Annotated in this window: 19 protein-coding genes; 13 read left to right on the top strand and 6 right to left on the bottom strand. The window is 30.5% G+C overall.

Annotated features, from left to right (window positions below):
• The first annotated feature begins 1,285 nt into the window (after positions 1 to 1,285).
• The 10 genes from thrS to GQS57_RS15160 all read left to right on the top strand — a co-directional run bounded on the left by thrS (position 1,286) and on the right by GQS57_RS15160 (position 14,605).
• Positions 1,286 to 3,226 carry a threonine--tRNA ligase gene (gene thrS, locus GQS57_RS15115; protein WP_165733706.1) on the top strand — a complete coding sequence of 647 codons (1,941 nt, stop codon included), beginning with the start codon at positions 1,286 to 1,288 and terminating at the stop codon, positions 3,224 to 3,226.
• Positions 3,227 to 3,341: 115 nt separating this feature from the next.
• Entirely contained in the window at positions 3,342 to 3,860 is a 519-nt protein-coding gene (gene infC, locus GQS57_RS15120; protein ID WP_165733851.1) for a translation initiation factor IF-3, read from the top strand.
• Positions 3,861 to 3,982: 122 nt separating this feature from the next.
• Entirely contained in the window at positions 3,983 to 4,180 is a 198-nt protein-coding gene (gene rpmI / locus GQS57_RS15125) for a 50S ribosomal protein L35 (RefSeq protein ID WP_165733707.1), read from the top strand.
• 112 nt (positions 4,181 to 4,292) lie between these two features.
• Positions 4,293 to 4,637 carry a 50S ribosomal protein L20 gene (rplT, locus tag GQS57_RS15130; protein WP_068450935.1) on the top strand — a complete coding sequence of 115 codons (345 nt, stop codon included), beginning with the start codon at positions 4,293 to 4,295 and terminating at the stop codon, positions 4,635 to 4,637.
• Positions 4,638 to 4,723: 86 nt separating this feature from the next.
• The gene (locus GQS57_RS15135) at positions 4,724 to 5,302 is read left to right on the top strand and encodes a hypothetical protein (RefSeq protein WP_165733708.1); all 579 of its coding nucleotides are present in this window, start codon (positions 4,724 to 4,726) and stop codon (positions 5,300 to 5,302) included.
• A 210-nt stretch (positions 5,303 to 5,512) separates the two neighbouring features.
• Positions 5,513 to 6,718 (top strand): glycogen synthase, encoded by a 1,206-nt coding sequence (gene glgA, locus GQS57_RS15140; protein ID WP_165733709.1) that lies wholly within the window; start codon positions 5,513 to 5,515, stop codon positions 6,716 to 6,718.
• 4 nt (positions 6,719 to 6,722) lie between these two features.
• Positions 6,723 to 7,988: a glucose-1-phosphate adenylyltransferase gene (locus GQS57_RS15145; protein WP_165733710.1), complete on the top strand. Its 1,266-nt coding sequence runs from the start codon at positions 6,723 to 6,725 to the stop codon at positions 7,986 to 7,988.
• Between the two features lie 42 nt (positions 7,989 to 8,030).
• Complete coding sequence (locus tag GQS57_RS15150; protein WP_165733711.1) at positions 8,031 to 9,968, top strand: alpha-1,4-glucan--maltose-1-phosphate maltosyltransferase; 1,938 nt, start codon at positions 8,031 to 8,033, stop codon at positions 9,966 to 9,968.
• A gap of 46 nt (positions 9,969 to 10,014) precedes the next feature.
• Positions 10,015 to 11,922 (top strand): 1,4-alpha-glucan branching protein GlgB, encoded by a 1,908-nt coding sequence (glgB, locus tag GQS57_RS15155; protein ID WP_165733712.1) that lies wholly within the window; start codon positions 10,015 to 10,017, stop codon positions 11,920 to 11,922.
• A gap of 277 nt (positions 11,923 to 12,199) precedes the next feature.
• A complete protein-coding gene (locus GQS57_RS15160; RefSeq protein WP_165733713.1) occupies positions 12,200 to 14,605 on the top strand; it encodes a glycoside hydrolase family 31 protein in 2,406 nt (801 codons plus the stop codon).
• A gap of 1,006 nt (positions 14,606 to 15,611) precedes the next feature.
• Here GQS57_RS15160 and prfA read toward each other — a convergent pair.
• Complete coding sequence (gene prfA / locus GQS57_RS15165; RefSeq protein WP_165733714.1) at positions 15,612 to 16,688, bottom strand: peptide chain release factor 1; 1,077 nt, start codon at positions 16,686 to 16,688, stop codon at positions 15,612 to 15,614.
• Between the two features lie 69 nt (positions 16,689 to 16,757).
• Between prfA and GQS57_RS15170 the strand changes: the two genes are divergently transcribed.
• Together GQS57_RS15170 and GQS57_RS15175 are read left to right on the top strand one after the other, a co-directional pair.
• On the top strand, positions 16,758 to 17,189 hold the full coding sequence (locus tag GQS57_RS15170) for a hypothetical protein (protein ID WP_165733715.1): 432 nt from the start codon (positions 16,758 to 16,760) through the stop codon (positions 17,187 to 17,189).
• A 415-nt stretch (positions 17,190 to 17,604) separates the two neighbouring features.
• Positions 17,605 to 19,347 (top strand): amidohydrolase family protein, encoded by a 1,743-nt coding sequence (locus GQS57_RS15175; protein ID WP_165733716.1) that lies wholly within the window; start codon positions 17,605 to 17,607, stop codon positions 19,345 to 19,347.
• A gap of 67 nt (positions 19,348 to 19,414) precedes the next feature.
• Here the strand turns inward: GQS57_RS15175 and GQS57_RS15180 are convergent, their stop codons facing one another.
• Positions 19,415 to 21,331: an ABC-F family ATP-binding cassette domain-containing protein gene (locus tag GQS57_RS15180; RefSeq protein ID WP_165733717.1), complete on the bottom strand. Its 1,917-nt coding sequence runs from the start codon at positions 21,329 to 21,331 to the stop codon at positions 19,415 to 19,417.
• Positions 21,332 to 21,406: 75 nt separating this feature from the next.
• Between GQS57_RS15180 and GQS57_RS15185 the strand changes: the two genes are divergently transcribed.
• Complete coding sequence (locus GQS57_RS15185) at positions 21,407 to 21,796, top strand: DUF983 domain-containing protein (RefSeq protein ID WP_165733718.1); 390 nt, start codon at positions 21,407 to 21,409, stop codon at positions 21,794 to 21,796.
• A 167-nt stretch (positions 21,797 to 21,963) separates the two neighbouring features.
• Here the strand turns inward: GQS57_RS15185 and GQS57_RS15190 are convergent, their stop codons facing one another.
• From GQS57_RS15190 to gldM, 4 genes are all read right to left on the bottom strand, one after another.
• Positions 21,964 to 22,647, bottom strand: coding sequence for a hypothetical protein (locus GQS57_RS15190; protein WP_165733719.1), 684 nt, complete (start codon positions 22,645 to 22,647; stop codon positions 21,964 to 21,966).
• A gap of 22 nt (positions 22,648 to 22,669) precedes the next feature.
• Positions 22,670 to 23,731 (bottom strand): FAD-binding oxidoreductase, encoded by a 1,062-nt coding sequence (locus tag GQS57_RS15195; RefSeq protein ID WP_165733720.1) that lies wholly within the window; start codon positions 23,729 to 23,731, stop codon positions 22,670 to 22,672.
• Between the two features lie 206 nt (positions 23,732 to 23,937).
• Positions 23,938 to 24,798: a gliding motility protein GldN gene (gldN, locus tag GQS57_RS15200; RefSeq protein WP_165733721.1), complete on the bottom strand. Its 861-nt coding sequence runs from the start codon at positions 24,796 to 24,798 to the stop codon at positions 23,938 to 23,940.
• A 17-nt stretch (positions 24,799 to 24,815) separates the two neighbouring features.
• A complete protein-coding gene (gene gldM / locus GQS57_RS15205; RefSeq protein WP_165733722.1) occupies positions 24,816 to 26,342 on the bottom strand; it encodes a gliding motility protein GldM in 1,527 nt (508 codons plus the stop codon).
• Positions 26,343 to 26,362 lie beyond the last annotated feature (20 nt).

Below are 26,362 nucleotides of genomic sequence, written 5' to 3' on the forward strand. Positions count from 1 at the left end.
TGTAAAACTAAAAAACTCTGAACGTTTTTGCCGAAAATTTCGGACTGCAAACATACAACTCTTTTTAATTATAAACCTAAGGAAATTGTTATTTTATTTTTAATAAAATTTTGACATTTTATCTAGATAAACTACTAATCCTCACCTTACTTACAACTCCTCAATGAACGCTGCTAACTGTGTGATATTACCGTTAGCGGGTGCAAACTTACAACTCATTTTTAATCTAACAACTATTTTTTTACCTTTATTTTAATTTAATTTTACATACCGTTTTAATAGACTTGTTTTTAAGGGGTTATGAAGGAAGTTTTTTTGAGGGAGTTTGGAAGGTTTTAGGGATTGGGGTGGTTTTGGAAGTGGATGTTTGTTTTAAACACATAAGAGCATAAAACATAGAGCTTGCTTGGAGGGTTAATTTTAGTGTAAATAGGTCTTTTGGTTGTTTGGGATTTGGTGAAATGTGGATGATTCTTTGAAATAGCATGATTGAAATAGGCTTTTCTGGTTATGAGAAATCCTTTTTTAAGCACTATACACTCTAACCGTTCCTTTCTTTTGCCAATAGTTGATACAATTTACAATATTAAAAATGGTTAAGTATTTTTTAAACAAGAAATTCTTTGAATATAAATACTATTGTATCATACTATTTAAGAGAGTATTTTTAAAAACAAAGATTATTAAGCATTAAGATGAGGAAAGGGTTGGCTTTGCTTCGCTCCTCCCAATAAGGTAAATCTAGCAATTGTGGATATATTTTAAGAATGTAAAAATCATGTTTATCTAAAGTCGAAATTGTTAGATTTCTTTTAAATACATAGGAATAGGTAAAACATAGTTTTGATTGCTCCTGTATACATAAAGGTTAGATAATTTTAATTAATTGGAATAGCTTAAAAACAACCAACATCTCCAGTTCAGAGAAATCTAACCTTATTTTTAGAGTTTAATAGTTCTCGACTCCGCTCGAACTGACAAAATAATAAGTTACTTCAAAATTTGTATTTATATATCCCTACTTGTCGTCTATATATAACGTACCAATTTTAAAATGGAAATTAAGTTAGCAAATACTCGTGTTAGGGATAGAAACGGCATCCTTTTTTGGAGGTTATTAAAGCGATAGCGAAAATAAGAACCTAAAAAGATATAGTGCAAAGCCCGACTGCGCTTTTTTAGCGTAGGAACACCCGTAAAAAAACTAACCTTTAATAAGTACATATATATATTGTGTGAAATATTGTTTTCTAATATCTTTGTATCCTCAAATATTATACATTAAATGATTAAAATAACTTTACCTGACGGAACTATTAAGGAGTTTGCTAAAAATAGCACTCCGATGGATGTTGCAAAAAGCATTAGTGAAGGGTTTGCTAGAAACGTAATATCTGCAAACTTTAACGACGTAACTGTTGAAACCACTACCCCACTAACCACGGACGGTTCTTTAACTTTATATACATTTAATGACGATGGCGGAAAGAAAGCTTTTTGGCATTCATCTGCACACGTATTAGCAGAAGCTATTTTAAGCTTTTATCCGAATGCTAAATTGACTATTGGACCAGCTATTGAAAATGGTTTCTATTATGATATTGATTTAGGAGAAGATGTTATTTCTGACAAAGATTTTTCTAGCATAGAAAAAAAGTTTTTAGAGATTGCTCGTGGAAAGCATGAGTTTTCTTTACGTTCTGTTTCTAAAGCAGACGCTTTGTCTTTATATAAAGCAGAAAATAACGAATATAAAGTTGAGTTAATTGAAAACTTAACAGACGGAGAAATTACTTTTTGTGATCATAGTAACTTTACAGATTTATGTAGAGGAGGTCACATACCGAATACAGGGATTATAAAAGCGATTAAAATAATGAGTGTTGCTGGTGCTTATTGGCGTGGTGACGAGAAAAATAATCAATTAACACGTGTTTACGGAATTAGTTTCCCGAAACAAAAGTTATTAACTGAGTATTTAGAGTTATTAGAAGAGGCTAAAAAACGTGACCATAGAAAATTAGGAAAGGAATTAGAATTGTTTACTTTTTCTCAGAAAGTTGGTGCTGGTTTACCTTTATGGTTGCCAAATGGTACTGCTTTACGTAATCGTTTACAAGATTTCTTAAAAATCGCACAAAAGAAAGCTGGTTACGAAGAAGTAATGACTCCACATATTGGCCAAAAAGAACTATATGTTACATCTGGTCATTATGAAAAATATGGTGCGGATAGTTTTCAGCCGATAAAAACACCTAAAATGGATGAGGAGTTTTTATTAAAACCAATGAATTGCCCACATCACTGTGAAATTTATAACTTTAAACCTTATTCTTATAAAGATTTACCTAAGCGTTTTGCTGAATTTGGTACCGTATACAGATATGAACAAAGTGGTGAATTACACGGCCTAACACGAGTTAGAGGTTTTACGCAAGATGATGCGCATATATTCTGTACGCCAGAACAATTAGATCAAGAATTTAAAGATGTTATAGATTTAGTTTTATATGTTTTTGGTTCTTTAGGTTTTGAAGATTTTACTGCACAGGTTTCTATTAGAGATAAAAGTAATCCTGACAAGTATATAGGAGATGCTGAAACTTGGGACACTGCAGAACAAGCTATTATTAACGCTGCTACAGATAAAGGTTTAGATTTTGTGATTGAAGAAGGTGAAGCTGCCTTTTATGGTCCTAAATTAGACTTTATGGTGAAGGACGCTTTAGGCAGAAGTTGGCAACTTGGAACGATACAAGTTGACTATAATTTACCAAAACGTTTTGATTTAACCTATAAAGGAGCCGATAACCAACTACACAGACCAGTGATGATTCACAGAGCCCCGTTTGGTTCTATGGAGCGCTTTATTGCGGTATTGCTAGAGCATACGGGTGGTAACTTCCCTCTTTGGTTAACTCCGGATCAGGTTATCTTATTGCCAATCAGTGATAAATATGAAAAATATTCAGAAAAAGTTTTAAAATCGTTAGAAAATTCCGAAATTCGCGCCCTGGTAGATAACCGAAGTGAGAAAACTGGTCGTAAGATTAGAGATGCAGAAGTTAGCAAAGTACCATTTATGGTAATTGTTGGTGAAAAAGAAGAACAAGATGGCACCGTTTCTGTAAGAAGACATGGTGAAGGTGATCTTGGTACATTTACAATTGAAGAATTTATTTCTTTAATTAAAGCAGAAGAAAGTAAAACATTGAGGAAATTTTAATTAATTTTGAAATTCATCTAGAAAATAAAAAGGTTGGAAAACAACCATTAGTTAAATTTAAAATTTATAAGTCATAGCAATTCGTAGAAGCAGGTCAAGAAGACCGTTAAGAGTAATCAAAGAAGATCAACATAGAATTAATGAGAAAATAAGATATGTTGACGAAGTTCGTCTTGTGGGCGATAATATAGAAGTTGGTGTATATCCTTTAGATAAAGCTAAAGAGCTAGCCAGAGAGCAGGAATTAGATTTGGTTGAAATATCACCAAAAGCTAAACCACCTGTTTGTAAAATTATTGATTACAAGAAATTCTTGTATGAGCAGAAAAAACGTGAAAAGGTTTTAAAATCGAAAGCTACAAAAGTGACGATTAAAGAAATTCGTTTTGGACCTCAAACTGATGAGCATGATTATGAGTTTAAAAAGAAACATGCTCTTAAATTCTTACAAGAAGGTGCTAAGTTAAAAGCATTTGTATTCTTTAAAGGACGTTCTATTATATTTAAAGAACAAGGACAAATTTTATTATTAAAATTAGCCCAAGAGTTAGAAGAATATGGTAAAGTAGAACAGTTACCAAAATTAGAAGGTAAACGTATGATTATGTTTATAGCTCCTAAAAAACTAAAATAAAAAAGTTTTTAAAGTTTAAAGCTTCTTAGAGATTTTAAAGTTAGGTATTACTTAACTTTAAAACTTTTTGGACTAATAACTTTAATACTAAAGATAATAAGCAAGTTAAAAACGAAGGAGAGATGCCTAAAATGAAAACCAAATCTAGCGCCAAAAAACGATTTAAAGTTACTGGTACTGGGAAAATCAAAAGAAAGCACGCGTTTAAAAGTCACATCTTAACAAAGAAGTCTAAAAAACGTAAGCTAGCCTTGACACATTCTGCATTAGTTCACAAAGCTGATGAATCGAATATCAAGCAACAATTAAACTTAAAGTAAATTTAAGTTTAAACAGGAAATTTAATTATTAACCATGTAATGTAGCAATTAAAAGTCATTTTTAATTAAAAGTACGTAAGTAGCGTCGCTCTTTACAAAACACATTGAAATTATGCCAAGATCAGTAAATTCAGTAGCCTCAAGAAAAAGAAGAAAAAAAATCTTGAAGGCTGCAAAAGGTTACTTCGGACGTAGAAAAAACGTTTACACAGTAGCAAAAAATGCAGTTGAAAAAGGTATGCTTTATGCATACAGAGACCGTAAAAACAATAAGAGAAACTTCCGTTCTTTATGGATTGTGCGTATTAACGCTGCAGCTCGTTTACACGGAATGTCTTACTCTCAGTTTATGGGGAAAGTGAAAGCTAATCAAATCGAATTAAACCGTAAGGTTTTAGCAGATTTAGCTGTAAACAACCCAGACGCTTTTAAGGCAGTTGTAGAAAAAATAAAATAAATAATAATACTTGCTTATAATAAAACCCAAACAGTTACGTTTGGGTTTTTTTTATAGACTTACATTACATTTCAAAAAACAAAAAAATGAAATCATTATTAATTACCTTACTAATATTTACTGCTACTATTTCTTTTTCACAAGAAACCGTAGAAGAAACAAACTCAATTGAAAACCAGTTTGATAAAATTTATAGAGTATCTACAACTTATCAGTCGTATAAAGTAATTAGTAAAGATAGTTACCAGAGTTTAAAGTCGAATGTTTTAGATTCTCTTAAGTCTTCAAAAATGATTATATCAAAAAAAGATATATTATTAAATGCAGAAAAAGAGAATATTGAAAAAAACAAGATTCTTCTATCTAAAACAAAATTAGATTTAGAAGCTTCTTTAATAAAAGAAAATTCTATATCTGTTGCTGGTTTACAATTAAGTAAGGTAACGTATAATCTTATACTTTGGAGTATTGTAATTATCTTGCTTTTAGCACTATCTTATTTTATATTTAAATTCACTAGAAGTAACGTGTTAACAAGAGAAGCCAAAGATAATTTAGCTGAGATAGAAGAAGAGTTTGAAAAACACAGAAAAAACACCTTAGACAAAGAGCAAAAACTTAGAAGACAATTGCAAGATGAAATAAATAAACAGAGAAATAGTTAATTTCATAAACAAAAAATTCATTAATTAAACATAAACTCTAAAATCTATGATAATTTTATATTAAGGCTCACTATTTACACCTTAATATTATCACTTTCGTAATATTTATGACTGAAATAAAAATACCCTCAATTATTTAGTCCATTAAATAGTATTTTGTTAACTTAGGATTTCTAAAAAAAACTAAACCAACTTAATTACTAAAATTTTATGAAAGCCCTTTTTTATACTAGAGAATATCCTCCTTATGTATATGGTGGTGCTGGTGTTCATGTAGAATATCTTGCTGCAGAATTAGCGAAGCTTATGTCTGTAGATGTTAAATGTTTTGGAGACCAGGACGACAGTAACAACAATCCAACAGTAAAGGGTTTTCCCTATGAAAACCCAATTTTCGATAACTCAGACGATAAACTTAAAGCCATCTTTAAAACTTTAAGTACGGGTCTTCATATGAATGCAGATCCTATAGATGCAGATGTTGTACATTGCCATACTTGGTATTCGCACTTTGCAGGGATTGTAGCTAAACTCTGCTACGGTATTCCTTTAGTAATTACTACACACTCTTTAGAACCCTTAAGACCCTGGAAAAGGGAACAATTAGGTCGTGGTTACGATGCTTCTTCTTGGATAGAAAAAACAGCTATTGAAATGGCAGATGCCTTAATTGCTGTTTCTGAAGAAACAAAAGAAGATGTTTTAAAACATTTTAATGTAGATGAATCTAAAATTAAGGTTATTTACAACGGTATTAACTTACAACAATATATTACTACTGCAGAAACTGCTACTTTAGATGAATATGGTGTAGATAAAAATAAACCTTATGTACTTTTTGTTGGAAGAATAACAAGACAAAAAGGAATTATTCATTTGGTAAATGCCATAAAATACATAGACCCAGATACTCAAATAGTACTTTGTGCTGGTGCACCAGATACTCCAGAAATTGGTGCGGAAATGAAAGATGCCGTTAACGAGGTTAAGAAAACTCGTAAAAATGTAATCTGGATTGATAAGATGGTAACCAAAGAGGAAATTATTCAATTATATTCTCATGCAGATGTTTTCTGTTGTCCATCTATTTACGAACCTTTTGGTATTATCAACATAGAAGCAATGGCCTGTAATACAGCTGTTGTAGCTAGTGCTGTTGGTGGTATTAAAGAAGTTGTTGTGCATGGAGAAACAGGTTTTCTAATCCCTGTAGAACAGCAAGACGCTGCCCCATTTGAACCTATAAACCCAGATAAATTTGCTAGAGACTTAGCAGAAGGTGTTAATAAAGTTATTAGAGATCCTGAGTTAAGGGAAACGATGGCTCAAAAAGGAAGAAAAAGAGTAGAAGAACATTTTGATTGGATATCAATCGCTAAGCAAGTAGAAGAATTATATAAATCACTAAAAAAATAACGCAATGATAAATGAAAAAGTATTAGGAATTATTTTAGGAGGTGGACAAGGCTCCAGATTATACCCACTAACAAAGGATAGATCTAAACCAGCTGTACCAATTGCAGGTAAATATAGATTAGTAGATATCCCTATTTCTAATTGTATCAATTCTGATATTAAAAGAATGTATGTATTAACTCAATTTAATTCTGCTTCTTTAAATAGACATATAAAAAACACTTATCATTTTAGTTTCTTTAGTTCTGCTTTTGTAGATGTATTGGCTGCCGAACAAACTATTAAAAGTGATAAATGGTTTCAAGGAACTGCTGATGCTGTAAGACAAAGTATGCAACATTTTTTAGCAAACGATTTTGAATACGCTTTAATTCTTTCTGGTGATCAATTATATCAAATGGACTTTAATGATATGATTAAAAAGCATGAAGATAGTGGCGCAGAAATATCTATTGCTACATATCCTGTAGAGGCTAAAGATGCAACCTCATTTGGTTTACTAAAAACAAATGAAGAAAATATAATTACTTCATTTATAGAAAAACCTGCAGCAGAGTTATTACCTGATTGGACTTCTGATGTAGGTGATGAAATGAAAGCACAAGGAAGAGACTACTTAGCTTCTATGGGTATCTATATATTTAATAGAGATTTATTAATAAAGTTAATGAGTAATCCTGATACGAATGATTTTGGTAAAGAAATTATTCCTCAAGCAATTGATAAGCATAAAACATTTAGTTATCAATATGAAGGTTATTGGGAAGATATTGGTACTATCGAATCTTTCTTTGAAGCAAATTTAGGTTTAACAGATGATGTTCCTCAATTTAATTTATATGATGAAAAAGGAATTTATACAAGACCAAGAATATTACCTACTTCTAAGATTGCAGGTTCAATTTTAAATAAAGTAGTTATAGGAGACGGTTGTCTGATTCATGCAGAAAAAATAGAAAGATCTGTTATTGGTATTCGTTCTAGAATTGGAAAAAACTCTTTAATATCTAATACCTATATGATGGGTAACGATTCTTATGAAACTTTAGACGAAGTGTCTGAAAACAATATTGATATTATGATGGGAATTGGAGACAGATGTTACATACACAACTGTATTGTAGATAAAAACTGTAGAATTGGTGATGATGTTAGAATTAATGGAGGAAAGCATATAAAAGATGTAGAAACAGATACCTATATGGTTAAAGATGGAATTGTAGTTATTAAAAAAGATGCTATTATCCCTAAAGGAACAAACATAGGATAGCACATTTTTTTACTTTTTTATTATTTAAACTTAACAAAATTAATGCAAAATCAAAGTAGAATTGTAGTAGAGAATATTGCTCCGCAAATAAACCATGGAACAGTAGACATTAAACGTGTTGTAGATGAAATTGTAAATGTAACTGCAGATGTTTTAGTTGATGGTCATGATGTACTTCAGGCTAATTTATTATTCAAACATGAAAAAGATAATGAATGGTCAGAAATTAGAATGACACCAACATCTAATGACGAGTATTTAGCAAGCTTTCAAACATCAAAACAAGGTTATTATTCATATAAAATTGAAGGTTGGGTAGATTATGCCTTAAATTGGCAACATGGTTTAGGAAGAAAAATAGATGATTCTCAACATGTAAGTTCAGAACTTTTAGAAGGAGCAGAACTTTTAGTTCCAATGCTAGAAAAAGTTTCTTCTGAAGATAAAAATTATTTACTGCACCTTATATTCATCTTTAAAAATAATGAAACCTATTCCGAAGCTGTAAAAGAAGCTGTCTCTAAAAGATTAACATCAATTTTTAAAAAACATCCAGAGAAAATTTTAATAGAAACTTCTCCTGAATACAAAGTATATGTAGATAGACTAAAAGCAAGATTTAGTACTTGGTATGAATTCTTTCCACGTTCTGCCTCAGAGCAAGAAGGAAGACATGGAACTTTTAATGACTGTCACAGATTATTACCAAGAGTTGCTAAGATGGGATTTGATACTTTATACTTCCCTCCTGTTCATCCTATTGGTGAAGTAAATAGAAAAGGTAAAAACAACACTACTGTAGCACAAGATGGCGATGTTGGTTCTACTTGGGGAATTGGTTCTAAACATGGTGGCCATAAAGACTTACACCCAGAATTAGGTTCTTTAGAAGATTTTAAAAACTTAGTATCAAAAGCAAAAGAATTAGGTATTGAAGTTGCCATGGATTATGCTTTGCAAGCAGCACCAGATCATCCTTGGGTAAAAGAGCATCCAGATTGGTTTAAATGGAGACCAGACGGAACCGTACAGTATGCTGAAAATCCACCTAAAAAATACCAAGACATTCTTCCAATTTATTGGGAAAGTAAAGACTTTAAAAATCTTTGGAAAGAATGCTTAGATACTTTATTATATTGGATTGATTGTGGAATTAACGTATTTAGAGTTGACAACCCACATACAAAACCATACTTTTTTTGGGGTTGGATTATTGCTGAAGTAAAAAAACAGCATCCAGATGTATTATTTTTAGCAGAGGCATTTACACGTCCAAAAATAATGCAGCAACTCGCAAAACAAGGTTATACACAATCTTATACTTATTTTACTTGGAGAGATTCTAAACACGAATTAATCGAGTATATGAACGAATTAACCAAAACGGAACAAAAAGAATATATGAGACCTAATTTCTGGCCAAATACACCAGATATTAATCCGTTTCATTTACAAGGTGCTCCAGAAAGCAAATACTTACAACGTTATGCTTTAGCTGCAACTTTAAGTTCTAATATTGGTATTTACGGACCTGTTTTCGAACAAATGATAAGTGATCCTATTCCTGGTAAGGAAGAGTATTATATGTCAGAAAAATTTCAACTTTGCAATTATGACTGGTTTAAAGAAAATAAAGTAACTACTTTAATATCTAAAATCAATCATATTAGAAAAGAGCATGAATCTTATCAACAAACAAATAATATTCAATTTTTAGAAACTGGTAATGACCAAATTATAGCTTTTTATAAATGGAATGATACTAGAACTAATGAAACCATAACAGTTATAAGTTTAGATGCTTACAACTCTCAATCTGGTTCTATTCAATTACCATTACAAGCCTTAAAAATAAATCATGGTCAGAAAATTGAGGTAGAAGATTTGGTTACTAAAAATTGTTACAATTGGTATAATGAGTGGAATTATGTAGAATTACATGCAACACTTCCGTTTCATATCTTTAAAATCAATAAATAACAAAAAGTACCTTTTTAAAAAGGTACTTTTTTGAACTCATAAAACTATGGCACAAACAAAAGTACACAGTCTTTTTACAGAATTTGATATTAGCCTTTTTCAAGCAGGAAAGCATTATAGATTATACGAAAAATTTGGATCGCACATTGTTACTGTAGATGGTGTAGAAGGAACCTATTTTGCCGTTTGGGCTCCAAGCGCAAAATCGGTCGCAGTAATTGGAGATTTTAATTTTTGGTTAGAAGGAGAGCACCACTTAAATGTACGTTGGGACGGAAGTGGTATTTGGGAAGGTTTTATTCCGAATATTGGTAAAGGAACAATTTATAAATATAAAATTAGAAGTACTAATAACGATATAACTACAGAAAAAGCAGACCCTTTTGCAAGAAGATGCGAGCATCCACCAAAAACAGCTTCTGAAGTATGGGAAGATGACTATGCTTGGAATGATAAAAAATGGATGAAAAATAGAAAGAAAAATAATGCATTAGATGCACCTTTTTCTGTTTATGAAGTCCATTTAGGTTCTTGGAAAAAGCAAATTGAGGAAGGACGCTTTTTAAGTTATAATGAATTAGCAGAAGAATTAGTTAATTATGTTGCAGAAATGAATTTTACACATGTAGAATTTATGCCAATTATGGAATTTCCGTATGATCCAAGTTGGGGGTATCAATTAACCGGTTATTTTGCACCAACATCTCGTTTTGGCTATCCAGATGAATTTAAATATTTAGTAGATAAATTCCACGAAAAAGGAATTGGAGTTTTATTAGACTGGGTTCCTTCTCACTTTCCTTCAGACGACCACGGATTAGGTTTCTTTGATGGCTCTCATTTATATGAGCACCCAGATAGAAGAAAAGGATATCACCAAGACTGGAAAAGTTTAATTTTTAACTACGGTAGAAACGAAATAAAAGCATTTCTAATCAGTAATGCTATTTTCTGGCTAGACCAATACCATGCAGATGGTTTAAGAGTAGATGCCGTTGCCTCTATGTTATTCTTAGATTACTCTAGAGAAGAAGGAGAATGGGAACCAAATGAATTTGGTGGAAGAGAAAATTTAGATGCCATCAATTTTATTAAAGAGATGAATGCAGCTGTATATGAGTCTTTCCCAGATGTACAAACTATTGCAGAAGAATCTACATCATTCCCAAAAGTATCTAAACCCATTTATGATGGAGGTTTAGGTTTTGGAATGAAATGGATGATGGGTTGGATGCATGATACGCTAGATTATTTTGCAAAAGAACCTATCTACAGAAAGCATCATCAAAACGAATTAACATTCAGTTTAAATTATGCATTTACAGAAAACTTTATGTTACCTCTTTCGCATGATGAAGTAGTATATGGTAAAAAAGCTTTGGTAAATAAAATGCCTGGTGATGAATGGCAAAAATTCGCAAACTTAAGAATGTTATATAGTTTGATGTACACGCACCCAGGAACAAAATTATTGTTTCAAGGTGCAGAATTTGGACAAACAAGCGAATGGGATTTTGACGGAAGTTTAGATTGGCATTTATTAGAATACGGTGTACATAAAGGTGCACAAAATTTAGTAAAAGGCTTAAATAAACTATACAAAAAAGAACCGGCGTTACATGAAAAACAATTTTCTCATGAAGGTTTTGAATGGATAGATCATGGAGACCATGAAAACTCTGTTATGTCTTATATTAGAAAAGGAGAAAATGAAAAAGACAATATAATTGTTATCTTAAACTTAACTCCTTTACCTAGAGAAAACTATAGAATAGGTTTACCTAAATCGGGTACCTTAAAACCTATTTTTAATAGTGATGATACCAAGTATAATGGTACAGGAAACTATGCAAACAAAAAGCTATCTTCCGAAAAAAAGGTGTGGAATAATAGAGAAAATTCTATAGAATTAAATTTACCTCCGTTAGGAATGATTGCTTACAAGTACAAATAAATTTAAAATGTAAATCCTCTTTTTTTATCATTCTATTATTCTGATAAAAAAAGAGGAATATTTTTTTTAACTTCACAATAAGAAAACCTCATTTTTAAGACATTAAGAAAAATACAGTCAATTTAAAAAAGAAAATGTAATCTATTTATATTTAAATAAATAAGCAATATTTTTACATCTTAATTAAACCAATCCATTATCGTAGATAAAAAAGTATTCCATAATACTCTTTTACAAATAATTACGATTTTTATAAGTACAACAAACAACCAAAATTATGATTGTTAATACAGAGTTAGAACAAAAAGGAAACTTATTTCCTTCAGAAATAGTGAGCTACAAGAAAGATGTAGACACATTATACTTTACCACAAAGAACAATGTAATTTTACAACTTACTGTAGTAAGAGACAGTGTAATAAGATTTAGATACTCTACAACAGGTAAATTTGAAAACGATTTTTCTTACGGAGTTACCATTCACGCATCTAGAGGGTATTACTTTTTAGACGTAACAGAAGATGAAACTCACTATGTTGTTACAACTTCCAAATTAATCTGTAAAATAGAAAAAAGTAGTTTACAAGTTAAACTTTTTGATGCTGTAGACTTAAAGTTAATAAACGAAGATGAAATTGGATTTCATTGGGAAGAAAGTTATGAATATGGTGGAGACATCGTAAAAATGAGTAAAGCTTGCCAAAGAGCAGAAAGTTTTTATGGTTTAGGAGATAAGCCTGTAGACGTTAACTTAAAAGGAAAACGTTTCGAAAATTACGCTACAGATTCGTATGCATTTGGTAAAGATACAGATCCTATTTATAAAGCAATTCCTTTTTATACGGCTATACAAGGCGATAAATCTTATGGAATTTTCTTTGATAACACATTTAAATCACATTTCGATTTTGCACATGAAAGAAGAAATGTAGCAAGCTTTTGGGCACAAGGAGGTGAAATGAATTATTATTTTATCTACGGACCAAAAATGGAAGATGTAGTTAAAAACTACACAGATTTAACAGGTAAACCACACGCTTTACCACCATTATGGGCATTAGGATTTCATCAATGTAAATGGAGTTATTTTCCAGAAAGTAACGTAAAAGAAGTAACAAAAACTTTTAGAGATTTAAAAATACCTTGTGATGCTATCTATTTAGATATTGATTATATGGATGGTTTCCGTTGTTTTACTTGGGATAAAAACCATTTTCCTGATCCTAAAAGAATGGTTAGAGAATTAGAAGAAGACGGTTTTAAAACCGTAGTTATTATAGATCCGGGAATTAAAATAGATTTAGAATACGATGTTTTTAAAGAGGCATTAGATAAAGATTATTTCTGTAAACGTGCTGATGGTCCTTACATGAAAGGTAAAGTTTGGCCTGGAGAATGTTATTTCCCAGACTACACCAAACCAGAAGTAAGAGAATGGTGGTCTGGTTTATTTAAAGAACTAATTGAAGATTTTGGAGTAAAAGGTGTTTGGAATGATATGAACGAGCCTGCAGTAATGGACGTTCCTAACAAATCTTTCCCAGATGATGTTCGTCATGATTATGATGGAAATCCTTGTTCTCATAGAAAAGCACATAATATTTATGGAACTCAAATGGCACGTGCAACGTACCATGGTTTAAAGAAATATGCGTACCCGAAGAGACCTTTTGTAATTACAAGATCTGCTTATTCTGGTGCACAAAGATATACTTCTACCTGGATGGGAGATAATGTTGCTACTTGGGAACATTTAGCAATTGCGAATAACCAAGCACAAAGAATGGCAATGTCTGGTTTCTCTTTTGCTGGTTCTGATATTGGTGGATTTGCAGAACAACCACAAGGAGAATTGTTTGCTCGTTGGGTTCAATTAGGAGTCTTTCATGCTTTTTGTAGAGTACATTCTTCTGGAGATCATGGAGATCAAGAGCCTTGGGTATTCGGTGATGAAGTTACAGACATTGTAAGAAAGTTTGTGGAACTTAGATACCAATTATTACCTTATTTATATACTTGTTTCTGGAATTACATAAACGACGGAACACCTATTTTAAAATCATTAGTTTTATACGACCAAGAAGATACCGCTACACATCATAGAAGTGATGAATTTGTGTACGGTGAGCAAATTTTAGTATGCCCAATACAAGAGCCAAATGCTAGAGGAAGAAGAATGTATATTCCTAGAGGTAAATGGTATAACTTCTGGACAAATGAGCTTGTTGTTGGTGGAAAAGAAATGTGGGTAGATGCAGACATAGATAGCATGCCAATATTTATTAAAGAAGGTGCAGTAATACCAAAATATCCAGTACAACAATATGTTGATGAAAAAGAATTTGATGAAATTACTTTAGATCTTTATTATAAAGAAGGAAAAGAATCTTCACAATTATACGATGATGCACATGATGGCTATGATTATAAAAAAGGTAGATTTAGTTTACGTACTTTTAAAGTAACAGGAAAAAAAGAAGAATTAATTATACAACAACATAAACGTGGAGACTTTAACGCAGGTTATACCAAGTTTAATATTGTATTCCATAATTTACCTTTTACTATTACTTCTATACAAATAGATAATGTTGAAACTTCTATAGACAGGGTTATTTCTGGAAACACTCAATCTATACTTCTAGATAAAGGATTTACTGAATTACATCTAATAGGAAAATAAGTTTTTTTTCACCGTTTTTAGTGAGATGACTACCTGAAAACAGTGAGATGAAAATACCCCATAAATGGGTATTGTAGGGTTTAAATTACTAGTGTAAATTTGTAGCATAAGTAATCTTTTCCCCAAGCAAGATATAATTTGTTTAAGATTTCTTAAGTATTTAAATTACACAAAAAGCGATTAATAGTTTATCTAAACTATAATCGCTTTTTTTTTGTTATAATAACAATACCAATTTTTTAAGTCTCAAAAATGCATAACCCCTTCAAATGGATATTAAAAAACAACAAAAGCAATGTTGTTTTTTACAAGAACATATAAATATCCTTGTATAAGAGTTTTATCAGCTGCAACTAATTACAAATAAAATTTAATCTCACCGTTTTCAGTGAGATGACTACCTGAAAACAGTGAGATGAAAATACCCCATAAATGGGTATTGTAGTATCTAAATTACAAGTATATATTTGTAGCATAAGTAATCTTCCCCCTAAGCAAAATAAAAATTGTTTAAGATTTCTTAAGTAATTGAATGAAAAAGAAGCGGTCTATAGTTTTTCTAAACTATGATCGCTTTTTTTTGTGCCATAAAATCTTGTTCAAATTTAAAATTGCACAAATACAAGAATCTAATGGAAAATCAAAAATTACTAAAACAATGCTATTCTTATAAAAATTATTTGAACTAGTGGCGTAAAAGAGTTTTTACAGCTATATATTTTTAGAAATAAAATCTATCATCACCATTTCTGGTGAACTGACTCACCGAAAACGGTGAAGTGAAATTACCCCATAAATGGGTATTGTGGGGTTTCAATTACCAGTATATATTTGCAGCGTAAGTAATCTTCCCCCTAAACAGCATAAAAACTGTTTAAGATTTCTTAATTATTTGAATAAAAAAAAGCGATCTATAGTTTACCCAAACTATAATCGCTTTTCTTTTTTGACCAAAAAAAAACCTTAAAACAATGTTTTAAGGTTTTTCTTATAAATATTAAGAGAACTATATTCCGTCACTTAATCCTTTTAATTTTTGAGTATTTTCTGCTAACATCAATTCATCAATAATTTTCTGAATATCTCCATTTACAATATTTGGAAGATCATATAAAGACAAACCAATTCTATGGTCTGTAACTCTACCTTGTGCATAGTTATAAGTTCTAATCTTAGCACTTCTATCACCAGAAGAAACCATAGAACCACGTTTTAAAGCGTCTTCTGCATTCTTCTTAGCTAATTCCATATCATACAAACGAGAACGTAACACTTTAAATGCTTTTTCTTTATTTTTATGTTGCGATTTTTGATCTTGACATTGTGCAACCAAACCAGTTGGAATGTGTGTTAAACGCACTGCAGAATACGTAGTATTTACAGATTGCCCACCAGGACCAGAAGAACAGAAAAAATCGATACGAACTTCTTTTGGATTAATTTCAACATCAAATTCTTCGGCTTCTGGAAAAACCATACAAGTAGCTGCAGAAGTATGCACACGTCCTTGTGTTTCTGTTTGTGGAACTCTTTGTACACGATGCACACCAGCTTCAAACTTTAAAATTCCATACACATCATTACCAGTAACTTCAAACTGAATTTCTTTAAAACCACCGTTGGTACCTTCAGAATAATCTACAGTAGAAACTTTCCAGCCTCTACTTTCACAATATTTTGTGTACATTCTAAATAAATCTCCAGCAAAAATACTTGCTTCATCTCCACCCGCACCTGCACGCAATTCTACAACTGCATTCTTAGAATCTTCAGGATCTTTTGGTATTAATAAAACTTTTATTTCATCTTCTAATTGAGGAATTCTAATATTGGCTTCTTCGATTTCCATCTTCGCCATTTCATTCATTTCGGCATCAGAACCGTCGGCAAGTATTTCTTTTGCCTCCTCTATATTGTTTGTTAAGGTTTGATATTCATCTCCCTTTTTAACAACATCACCTAAATCTTTATATTCTTTCATCAATTGCGCATAACGCTTTTGATCCATGATGATTTCTGGCTGAATAATTAAATCAGAAACTTCATCATAACGCTGCTTAACAATTCTTAATTTATCTAACATCTTCTGTCTTTTCTTGGATTGCGAATTTACAATTTTTATAATTATATTTGAACAAAGCAAACTATTTTTATGAAATTACTCTTTATAGTCTTTTCTTTTTTCTTGATCACTTCTTGTCAGAAAGAAAAACCTAGTACGCTTATCCCCAATTTTCTAGTTGGAGATTGGATTCGTGTAAACGAAGAAGAAGGAAATATTACCTATGAAACCTGGAATACAAACCTTAAAGGTTTAGATTATACTTTAAAAGAAGACGATACTATTTTTAAAGAAAAATTGAGCTTTATTACGGTAAAAGACACATTATTTTTAAAAGTGGAAAGCGTAAATGATACTGCTACTTTATTCAAATTAACACAACAAACGGACTCTTCTTTTGTTTGTGAAAATTCTAAAAACGAATTTCCTAAAACCATACAATACTATTTAGAAAACGAGCAATTAAAAGCTATTGTATCTGCTAATAATTTTAAAATTGAATTTATTTTTGATAAGCTCTAATGCTGATAAAACCTTAGACTCTTTCACTCAACAATAAAACTAGAAATTAGAAACTTCTGCTGCTTTTTAGTTTCTGAATCTTATACTTTCTAAATTTATTACCAAAAGTAAAAAGATGAACTAAATATTCTCTTTTAATAAATAAGTCAACTTTTTCTCTTCTAAATCAAGAAGAAAAATTTGTTGGTTTTGATATTATTTTGGAATTAAAATTCATTTAATCTTATATATCAGAAATATAGAATTGTATAAGCTAGCAAATTTAACATTGGTGTATTAATCAATATAAAGAGAGATAGATGTTCCATAATAAGCAATACTAACTCACTATAAATTTTATTTTATTAAATTAAAACCATAGATTCGCTAATATTTATAAAAAATTAATAAACAAAACCCCAATACCTTGCATAAAATGAAAAATAAATTATTATTAACATTCACATTTCTAGTTTCATCTTTTTCACTTTTTGCACAAACCTATATCACCAACGTAACAGTAGTTGATGTAGAAAAACAAAAACTAGTATCTAATCAAACTATAGAAATTACCAACAATTTAATTTCTAACATTAGAAAAAGTACTAAGATAAAACTGCCTAAAAACGCAACTATTATTGACGGAACTGGTAAGTACATTGCTCCTGGTTTGGTAGATGCACACATTCATTTTTTTCAAAACGGAGGATTATATACACGACCTGATGCTATTGATTTAAGAAAGTATGTTAGTTACACAGAAGAAATTGCTTTGGCAAAATCTGATATGGAAAACAAATTGAAAAGGTATTTAAAAAACGGAATTACAACTTTAATTGATGTTGGAGCTACCTATAATTTCCTTGAACAGCGTAATACATTTACTGATAAAGATTTTGCTCCAGAAATTTTCATAACAGGTCCTTTATTAACAACTTACGAATCTGAAGTTTACAAGAATTTAAAGCATGATGAGCCTTTTACTTTAACAGAAAGTATTGAAGATGGCATTAACGGCGTTAAAGATCAATTAAAATATAAGCCAGACTTTATTAAAATTTGGTATATAGCAGGTAGAGATGGTTTAAGTATAGAAGAAAGTGCTCGTAAAAACTTACCTATTGTAAAAGCTGTTATTGATGAAGCTCATAAAAACAATTTAAAAGTTGCAGTACATGCAACACAAGAAATTACGGCAAAATTAGCTGTAGAAAATGGGGCAGATTTTTTGGTACATAGTGTAAAGGATAAAATTTTATCAAAAGACCTTATACAATTATTAAAGAAAAAAAAAACGATTCTTTCTCCTACATTACAAGTCAGCGGAGGATATGGTAAAACATTTGGACAAAGATTACAGTTTAGCAATGATGAATTGTTAACAGCAGATCCTTATCAATTGGGTTCTTTATTAGATTTAAAACATCTTTCTGACACTTTATTGGTAAATAATTATAAAACACGTTTAAATAAACCCAATAGAATTGCCAACTTAAAAAAAGCAGATTCTATTTGTAGTGTAAATCTTAAAACACTTTCTGATGCTGGTGTATTAATTGCAACTGGTACAGATGCTGGTAATATTGGTACTTTACATGTTTCTTCTTATATAAAAGAGCTAGAATTAATGCAAAAAAGTGGCATGAGTAATTGGCAAATTCTTGAAGCTTCTACAATAAATGGCGCTAAAATTTTTAATAAAGAAAATGAATTTGGAAGTGTTACCATTGGTAAAAAAGCAAATCTTATTCTTTTAAATAAAAATCCTATAAAAGATATAAAAAACCTAACTGATATACATACTGTTATTAATAAAGGCGTTGTTTTTAATCCGAATGACTTATTAAAAGATACTCCCAGAGATTTAGCACAAAGACAATTAAATGCTTACAATCTTAGAAATATAGAAGCTTTTTTAGAACCTTATGCAGATGATGTAGAAGTGTATACTTTTCCGAATACGTTAAACTATAAAGGAAAAGAAAATATGAGAAAGAGGTATGCAAAAATGTTTGAGAATGTTACCAATTTACATTGCGAATTAACAGAAAGAATTGTAAAAGGTAATGTTGTTATAGATAAAGAAGTTGTAAAATTTAATGATATAACAAAAGAAGCAATAGCTATTTATCGCATTGAAAATAATAAAATTAAAAAAGTTTACTTTGTAAGAGAGTAATATTGATAAAAAAACTCCTTTAGATTTTTAAACCTGAAGGAGTTAATAAATATTTATTAAAAGATATTTAAAAATTAGAAACTTCTGCTTCTATTTTCTCCCAGTTTTCCATTACTGAATCTAATTTTGCTTTTTTAGCTTTGTATTTCTCAAAGAAATTTGGTCTTGCAGAAACTTCATCATAATTCTGTGCCAATTCTAAATCTATCTTTGCAATTTCTTTTTCTAAATCTGCAATTTCAGTTTCTACATTAGACAGTTTATTCTTTAACTTCTTTAGTTGCTTTTCTTCATCTCTAGATAATTGATGTGCTTCTTTTTTAGAAGTATCTTTCTCTACTTTAACAACCGTTCTTTTTTCTGCTTCTCTTAAATTCTCTATTTTATGTTGTTCTAAGAAATAGTCAATATCTCCTAAATATTCTTTAATTTCTTTGTCTTTAAAACCATAAACAGTTTCCGTTAAACCTTGTAAAAAATCTCTATCGTGAGATACTACAATTAAGGTTCCATTAAAGTTTCTTAAAGCTTCTTTTAAAACAGTTTTAGAGGCAATATCTAAGTGATTGGTTGGCTCATCCATTATTAAAACATTAAATGGTTGTAATAATAATTTACACAATGCCAATCTATTTCTTTCCCCTCCAGAAAGTACTTTTGCCTTTTTATCTACAGCATCACCACCAAATAAGAAAGAACCTAACATGTCTCTAACACGAACTCTGTTACCGTCTGTGGCAGCATCTTCCATAATTTCCAACACTGTTTTTTCTGGCGGTAATTCTTCAGATTGATTCTGAGCAAAATAACCAACTTCTACATTATGACCTAGTTTTAAAATTCCCTCAAAAGGAATCTCTCCAACCATCATTTTTGCTAAAGTAGATTTCCCTTGTCCATTCTGACCAACAAAAGCAATTTTACTGTTTTTCTCAATTAATAAATCTACATCTTCTAAAACATGTTTATCGCCATAACTTTTACAAAGCTTCTCTGCTTCAACAATAATTTTACCAGGTTCTTTAGAGATGGCAAACTTAACATTCATTGCTTGGTTATCATCTTGGTCAACCTCAATCAGTTCAACTTTATCAAGTTGTTTCATTAAAGATTGTGCCATAGAAGCCTTACTGGCTTTTGCCTTAAACTTATTAATTAAGTGTTGCTTTTGCTTTATTTCTTTCTCTTGGTTTTTCTGTGCCTGTAATTGCTTTTCTTTAATTTCTGCTCTTAAAACTAAGAACTCAGAATATGGTTTTTTATAATCGTAAATCTGACCTAAAGAAATCTCTATTGTTCTGTTCGTAACATTGTCTAAAAACATTTTATCATGCGATACCAACACAATGGCACCAGAATATCCTTTTAAGAAATTTTCTAACCAAATAATAGATTCAATATCTAAGTGATTCGTTGGCTCATCTAATAACAAAATATCATTATTTTGTAAAAGTAATTTTGCCAACTCTATACGCATTCTCCAACCTCCAGAAAAAGTATCTGTTTTCTTATCAAAATCTTCTCTCTGAAAACCTAAACCTTGTAAAATCTTTTCGGTATCACCTTGGTAATTATAACCACCAAGTAATTCATAACGTTCTGTATTGTCCGTTAAATCATGAATTAATTCTGTATAGCCTTCACTTTCGTAATCGGTTCTAGTTGCTAATTGTTCATTAATTTCATCAAGTTTTATCTCAATTTCTTTAATTTCTACAAACGCCTGGTATGCTTCTTCTAAAATAGTTCTTCCTTCAACAAAATCTATATCTTGTCTTAAGAAACCCATTCTAATATCTTTATCAAAAGCCATGGTACCACCACTTGTTTCTATATCTTTAGAAAGCACTTTTAAAAGCGTAGATTTCCCTGCTCCATTTTTTCCGATAAGACCAATTCTATCTCCTTTATTTAATTTGAAAGTTATTCCTGAAAATAAATCAGTTCCCATAAAAGAAACCGATAAGTTGTGTACGTTTAGCATCTAATGTAATAATTGTTACTTAAAAAAAAGTTTAAAACTCTATATTTGCAAAAGTATACAAAATTAAGGTCTATTATGTTGAAAAAGGGTACCAAGTTATATAGTATTTTTAAAGCCAAATGTCCTAGATGTCACGAAGGCGAATTCTTTGCCCATAAATTCACTTTTAATCCCAATAAAGTAACCAAATTACATAACAATTGCCCGAACTGTAATTTAAAATACATGATGGAACCTTCCTTCTTTTATGGAGCTATGTATGTTAATTATGGTTTAACAGTGGCACTTTCTGTTGCTGTATTTGTAATAAGTAGTTTGTTTTTTGGCTTCAGTCTGTTACAATGTTTTGCCGCAATTGTAATAGCATTATTAATTTTAGCACCTTTTAATTTACGCTTATCTAGAATAATATGGATCAATATGTTTATCCATTTTGATAAAAGATTTAAGAAAAAACAATTATAAACGGTTTTTGGACGCTTTAACAGGCACTCGTTACTCACTTTTTGTAAAAACAAAAAGAGCTTAAACAGTTAGCTTGTCTTGAGCTTTTCGAAGAGCTCTATCCTTAGCGCATATTGCAAACTAAGAAGGAAGTTATTGAAAAACCTCTAAAAACATACACATAATAATCAATCTTGTAAAGAATTAGCAATCTTGTTTTTTAATAAATTATTTAATTTTTCAATATATTCTTTTCGCTCAAGTAATTGAGCTATGTTGGCCTCAAATGTTTTAGTTTTATTTAATTTTGGAAATGATAATTTATTTTTTGCTATTGAATTTGAAATTAAAATATTAAAGTAATTATAAGTTAGGATTATTTTTTGTAAAAAATCAGTTTCAATAATTTTAAAACCAATTTTTTCGGCGGTTCTCTTATTTATAATATAGCTTGTACCACTAATTTTCATTCTTTTATCCTTCTCATGCTTTTTAAGTAGATGTAAAAGTCCTTCTAAATATTGTTGGATTATAAAATCAGTTCTTTGTTTTCCATTCATTTGATTTTCAATTACGAAATAGTAATCAAATAAAGTTCCACCGTGAATTTCGATTCGGCCATTTTTAGGTTTTTCGATTACAAATAAAGATGAATAATAAATTATTCTACCACTTTTTTTTAAGGATGGCATATCAAGGAATGGAGCAATTATAGATAAAGTAATAGAAAATGTTAAAATTCCAATTACATATATTCTTGAATATATTGATATAATAATTGACAACACAATAACTATAAGAGAACAAATTGCTATCGCAATTAGTATTCTATTTTGCTCTTTTTCATTCTTATTATAAAAACGATGGTTCAACGTATCAGCATGTTTTTTATTCTTACTTCCTTTTATCCTTCAAATGTTTAAAACGAACAATATCTATTTCTTCATCCAAAGATTCATCATTATAAATATGGTTGAATAGGTTTTTAGCAACCGTTGGCGCAATCATTACTCCTCGTGTTCCTAAGCCATTTAAAACAATTAATTGCGCATAATCTGGATGAATACCAACCAAAGGTCTTCTGCCAGAAACCGTAGGTCTTATCCCTGCAGATTGAGAAACGATGGTATAAGGAACATTTAGTACTTTCTTTAACTTTTCTACCAATTCTTCTTTTCCTTCTTCAGAAGGATCAGATGTTTTATCTGTCCAATTAAAAGTTGCCCCTACTTTATACGTATTGTCACCCAAAGGCATTACAAAAAGTGTGGATTTTAATAAAAAGTCGATATTTAATTCCGGAGCATGAATAGTTAATAGTTCTCCTTTTGCTTCATTTATTGGTAAATAATTAAAATACGGATTTTCTACCACTCCAAAACCTTCACAAAAAACAATTTTAGAAGCTTCAATATCTTTATACATTAAAGAATCTTCTTCGATCTTTAATTCTTCGTGTTTAAATTGTTCAAAACGAATGAAGTTTTCAGATTCTAAATATGCTCTGTAAGCATTTATTAATTTTTCTGTATCTATTCTACCTGTTTCATTTACGTTTCCGAAACTAAAATCAGCTAAAACTCCGTTATAAGAATTAGGATCTAATTTAGGATCTAAATAATCGGTCAACTTTGGCTTATCTAAAGCACCAAACCAATTATTTTGATCTTCTACAGATTTAAAAGATTTCTTAATTACAAATTTTTGGTCTATAGTAATGTTTAGTTTTTCTTCTAACCTTTTATAAAAAGGAAGCGCAACATCTAATTGTTCTTTTGCGTTCCAAACAGGTGTAAAACGTTTTAAAATTACAGGATTGTAAACGCCTCCGGCAACTAATGATGAAGTTTGGGAGTCATCTTCAAAAACAACAAATGATTTTTTTGCTGCAATTAATTCTTCTGCAAAAGCCAAACCTGCTAATCCTAAACCAACTATTATATAATCTACTTTCATGTGATAAAAATACGTGAATTTGCAATAATTATGATATTATTACTGAACTTTATTAAAATGTATAGCCCCGATAGAACGGTATGTTTGAGCTCTTTTTTATTCCGATATAGGATAAAAAAAGCGAGTAGAGATAGCGGGAAATAGCTTCAAAAAAAAACGTCCCAAAGATTTGGAACGTTTTAATATTTTTAAAAAATGGTAGAATTTTAGTAATTCCACATATCCATTTCTCTATTTCTAATACCTTCTTTAATTTTATTAGCTTCTAATAACTGGAATAAAGAATTTCCTCTAACGTAATCTGAAATTGCTCTATCGCCATAAATGTTTTCTTCTCTAACAATGGTACTGCTAAATCGTCTTGCATTTAACATATGGTCAAAAGAAATTGGTTGTGATGCATTTTTTGGATTGAAGACTTTTGCATCGTGTAAAACATCTCTTGCAGATGGATAAAACACCCAAAACAACTCATACAATTCTTCTTCATTTCCACCATCAAGTCCCAAACCTAAAGTCTGTACATCTTTACCCATTGGTGCAATTGCTAACAATCTGTATTTTAATTCTCCTTGACGTTTATCAAAATACCACATTCCCTTCATCATATACCCTTCTACATCCTGAGATTGAAGTCTAATAGTATCACTATATCCATTTGATTCTCTTACACTAGACATTCTAGAGTCTATTTCATTCTGAGTAATCTTAGACGTAAAGAAAGAGTCTGAATATACTTCATCTATATTACCTTCTTTGATTCCTTTAATTAAAGTATCAAATAAAGATCTTCTGTTAGAAGAAACATTTGAGTTATCGATAGGAAAATAATACGGTAAATTTATTTTTTGATTTAGATCTACAAATTCCCAAACTACTTTAGACCATAATACATCTCTATCATCTACATATCCGTAGGCTAAAGGAGCATCGTTATCTGCTGCAATTTGTTGCTCGTTTTTCTTTCCTATTTGATCTACTGTTTTAGCGTTTAATAAACCTATTTGTGCGTTTATTGAACTACTAATCATCAAACCGAAAAATAATACTAAACAATTTTTAAACATATTTTATTTTTTAACTTCTAGTTTGTTAATTCTATACTAACAGGTAATACTTGTTTAAGTTTTACTCCATTAGCAGTTGCCTTAATATCGAAAATGTTAATTTGATCTCCTCTTTTTGCTTTGGCTAATTTTTGTTTTGCTGCAGCATTTAAAGAAGAACCATTTACAATAATAGTTAATTCTCCTGGTACTTTTATTTTAAAACTCTGAACTCTAATACTTAAATCGAATTCAAAATCTGGTAATCCTGCCGCAATAGGAGCATTAGATAAACCTGATTTAGGCATTCTTACCGTACCAAACTGTCCTCTTACAGATCCCATGGCTGCTGGTATGTCTTTAATTCTAAAGGTAGCTTTAGAGTTTACAGATTTTCCATTGCTTAACGTTGCACTCACATTAATAACAGCTGTGTTACCTCCACCTGGTTTTAAAATATATTTACCTCTTCCACCAGATAAAGAACCTCCTGATGCAGAAACTCTTAAATTGTTATCACTAACACCTGGTAATGAAACAGAAATAGGATTGCTTAAACCTCTATAAACTACATTCATTTTATCTGCAGAAACAACAGCATCACCTGGTTGTGGTATTACAGAATACGTACTTTCGAAAGGTACTTCTACCACTTCTCCGTTTTGTGTAAAAGCAATCTGACCTTTAATATCATGACTACCAACATTACCGGCAGGCATGTCTATAATTACTTGACCCGATTGAATGTTTTTATAATCTTTACCATTTAAAGTAACATTATCTGGAATCATAGTAGCATCATAACGACCTAAAACAATTTTTCCTGTAACTTTTTCTCCAGCAAAATAAGCGTTCTTATCTAAAGCAACAATTCCTTTATAGTTGTTTAAAGACAATGCTTCTTCCATTTTACCACCTAATAAATCAGATACAATATCACTTTCTGTGTTTTTAATATCTGCTTGCATTTGAGTTAAACTTGTTAAAGAAGCTACTAAAGGAAATCCTTTGTATCTATAATCTAACCATTTTATGGTTTTACCATCTTTATTTGTAACATCACTTGTAGAAAATCTATTTGCAACAATTGGTGCAAACTTACTGTCTTTTCCTAAAGCACCAGTTACACTTGTTCTATAGCTATTTATTTTATCTAAAAACTCTTGACCTTCTACTGTAAATTTATCACCTTTAAAGAAATGTTCATCTAAAAAAGCGGTTTTATCCATAGATTCATAATCATTCTTATCTTCTATATCAGATGTCATTTTAGCTTTTAACTCTTCTAAATAAGTATAAAAATCTGCAGAATAGCCTTTAATTTTTATTGCTTCTTGATTTAATGTTGCAAATTTCGCAGCTTGTTCTGAAGCTTTAGTTGCTAAATTAGCATACGCTTCATTATTTTTTGCTGTTGTTGAAACATTATTTTCACTTAACTTTTCGTTCATAAAACCAAAAGCAGATAAAACTTCTTTACTCATGTTCATTGCTAACATTGCAATAAATACAAGGTACATTAAGTTTATCATTTTCTGCCTTGCGGACAATTTTCCTCCTGCCATTATAATTAGTTTTTTAAATT

The organism is Polaribacter sp. 20A6 (genome assembly GCF_011378915.1).
Taxonomy (GTDB): domain Bacteria; phylum Bacteroidota; class Bacteroidia; order Flavobacteriales; family Flavobacteriaceae; genus Polaribacter; species Polaribacter sejongensis.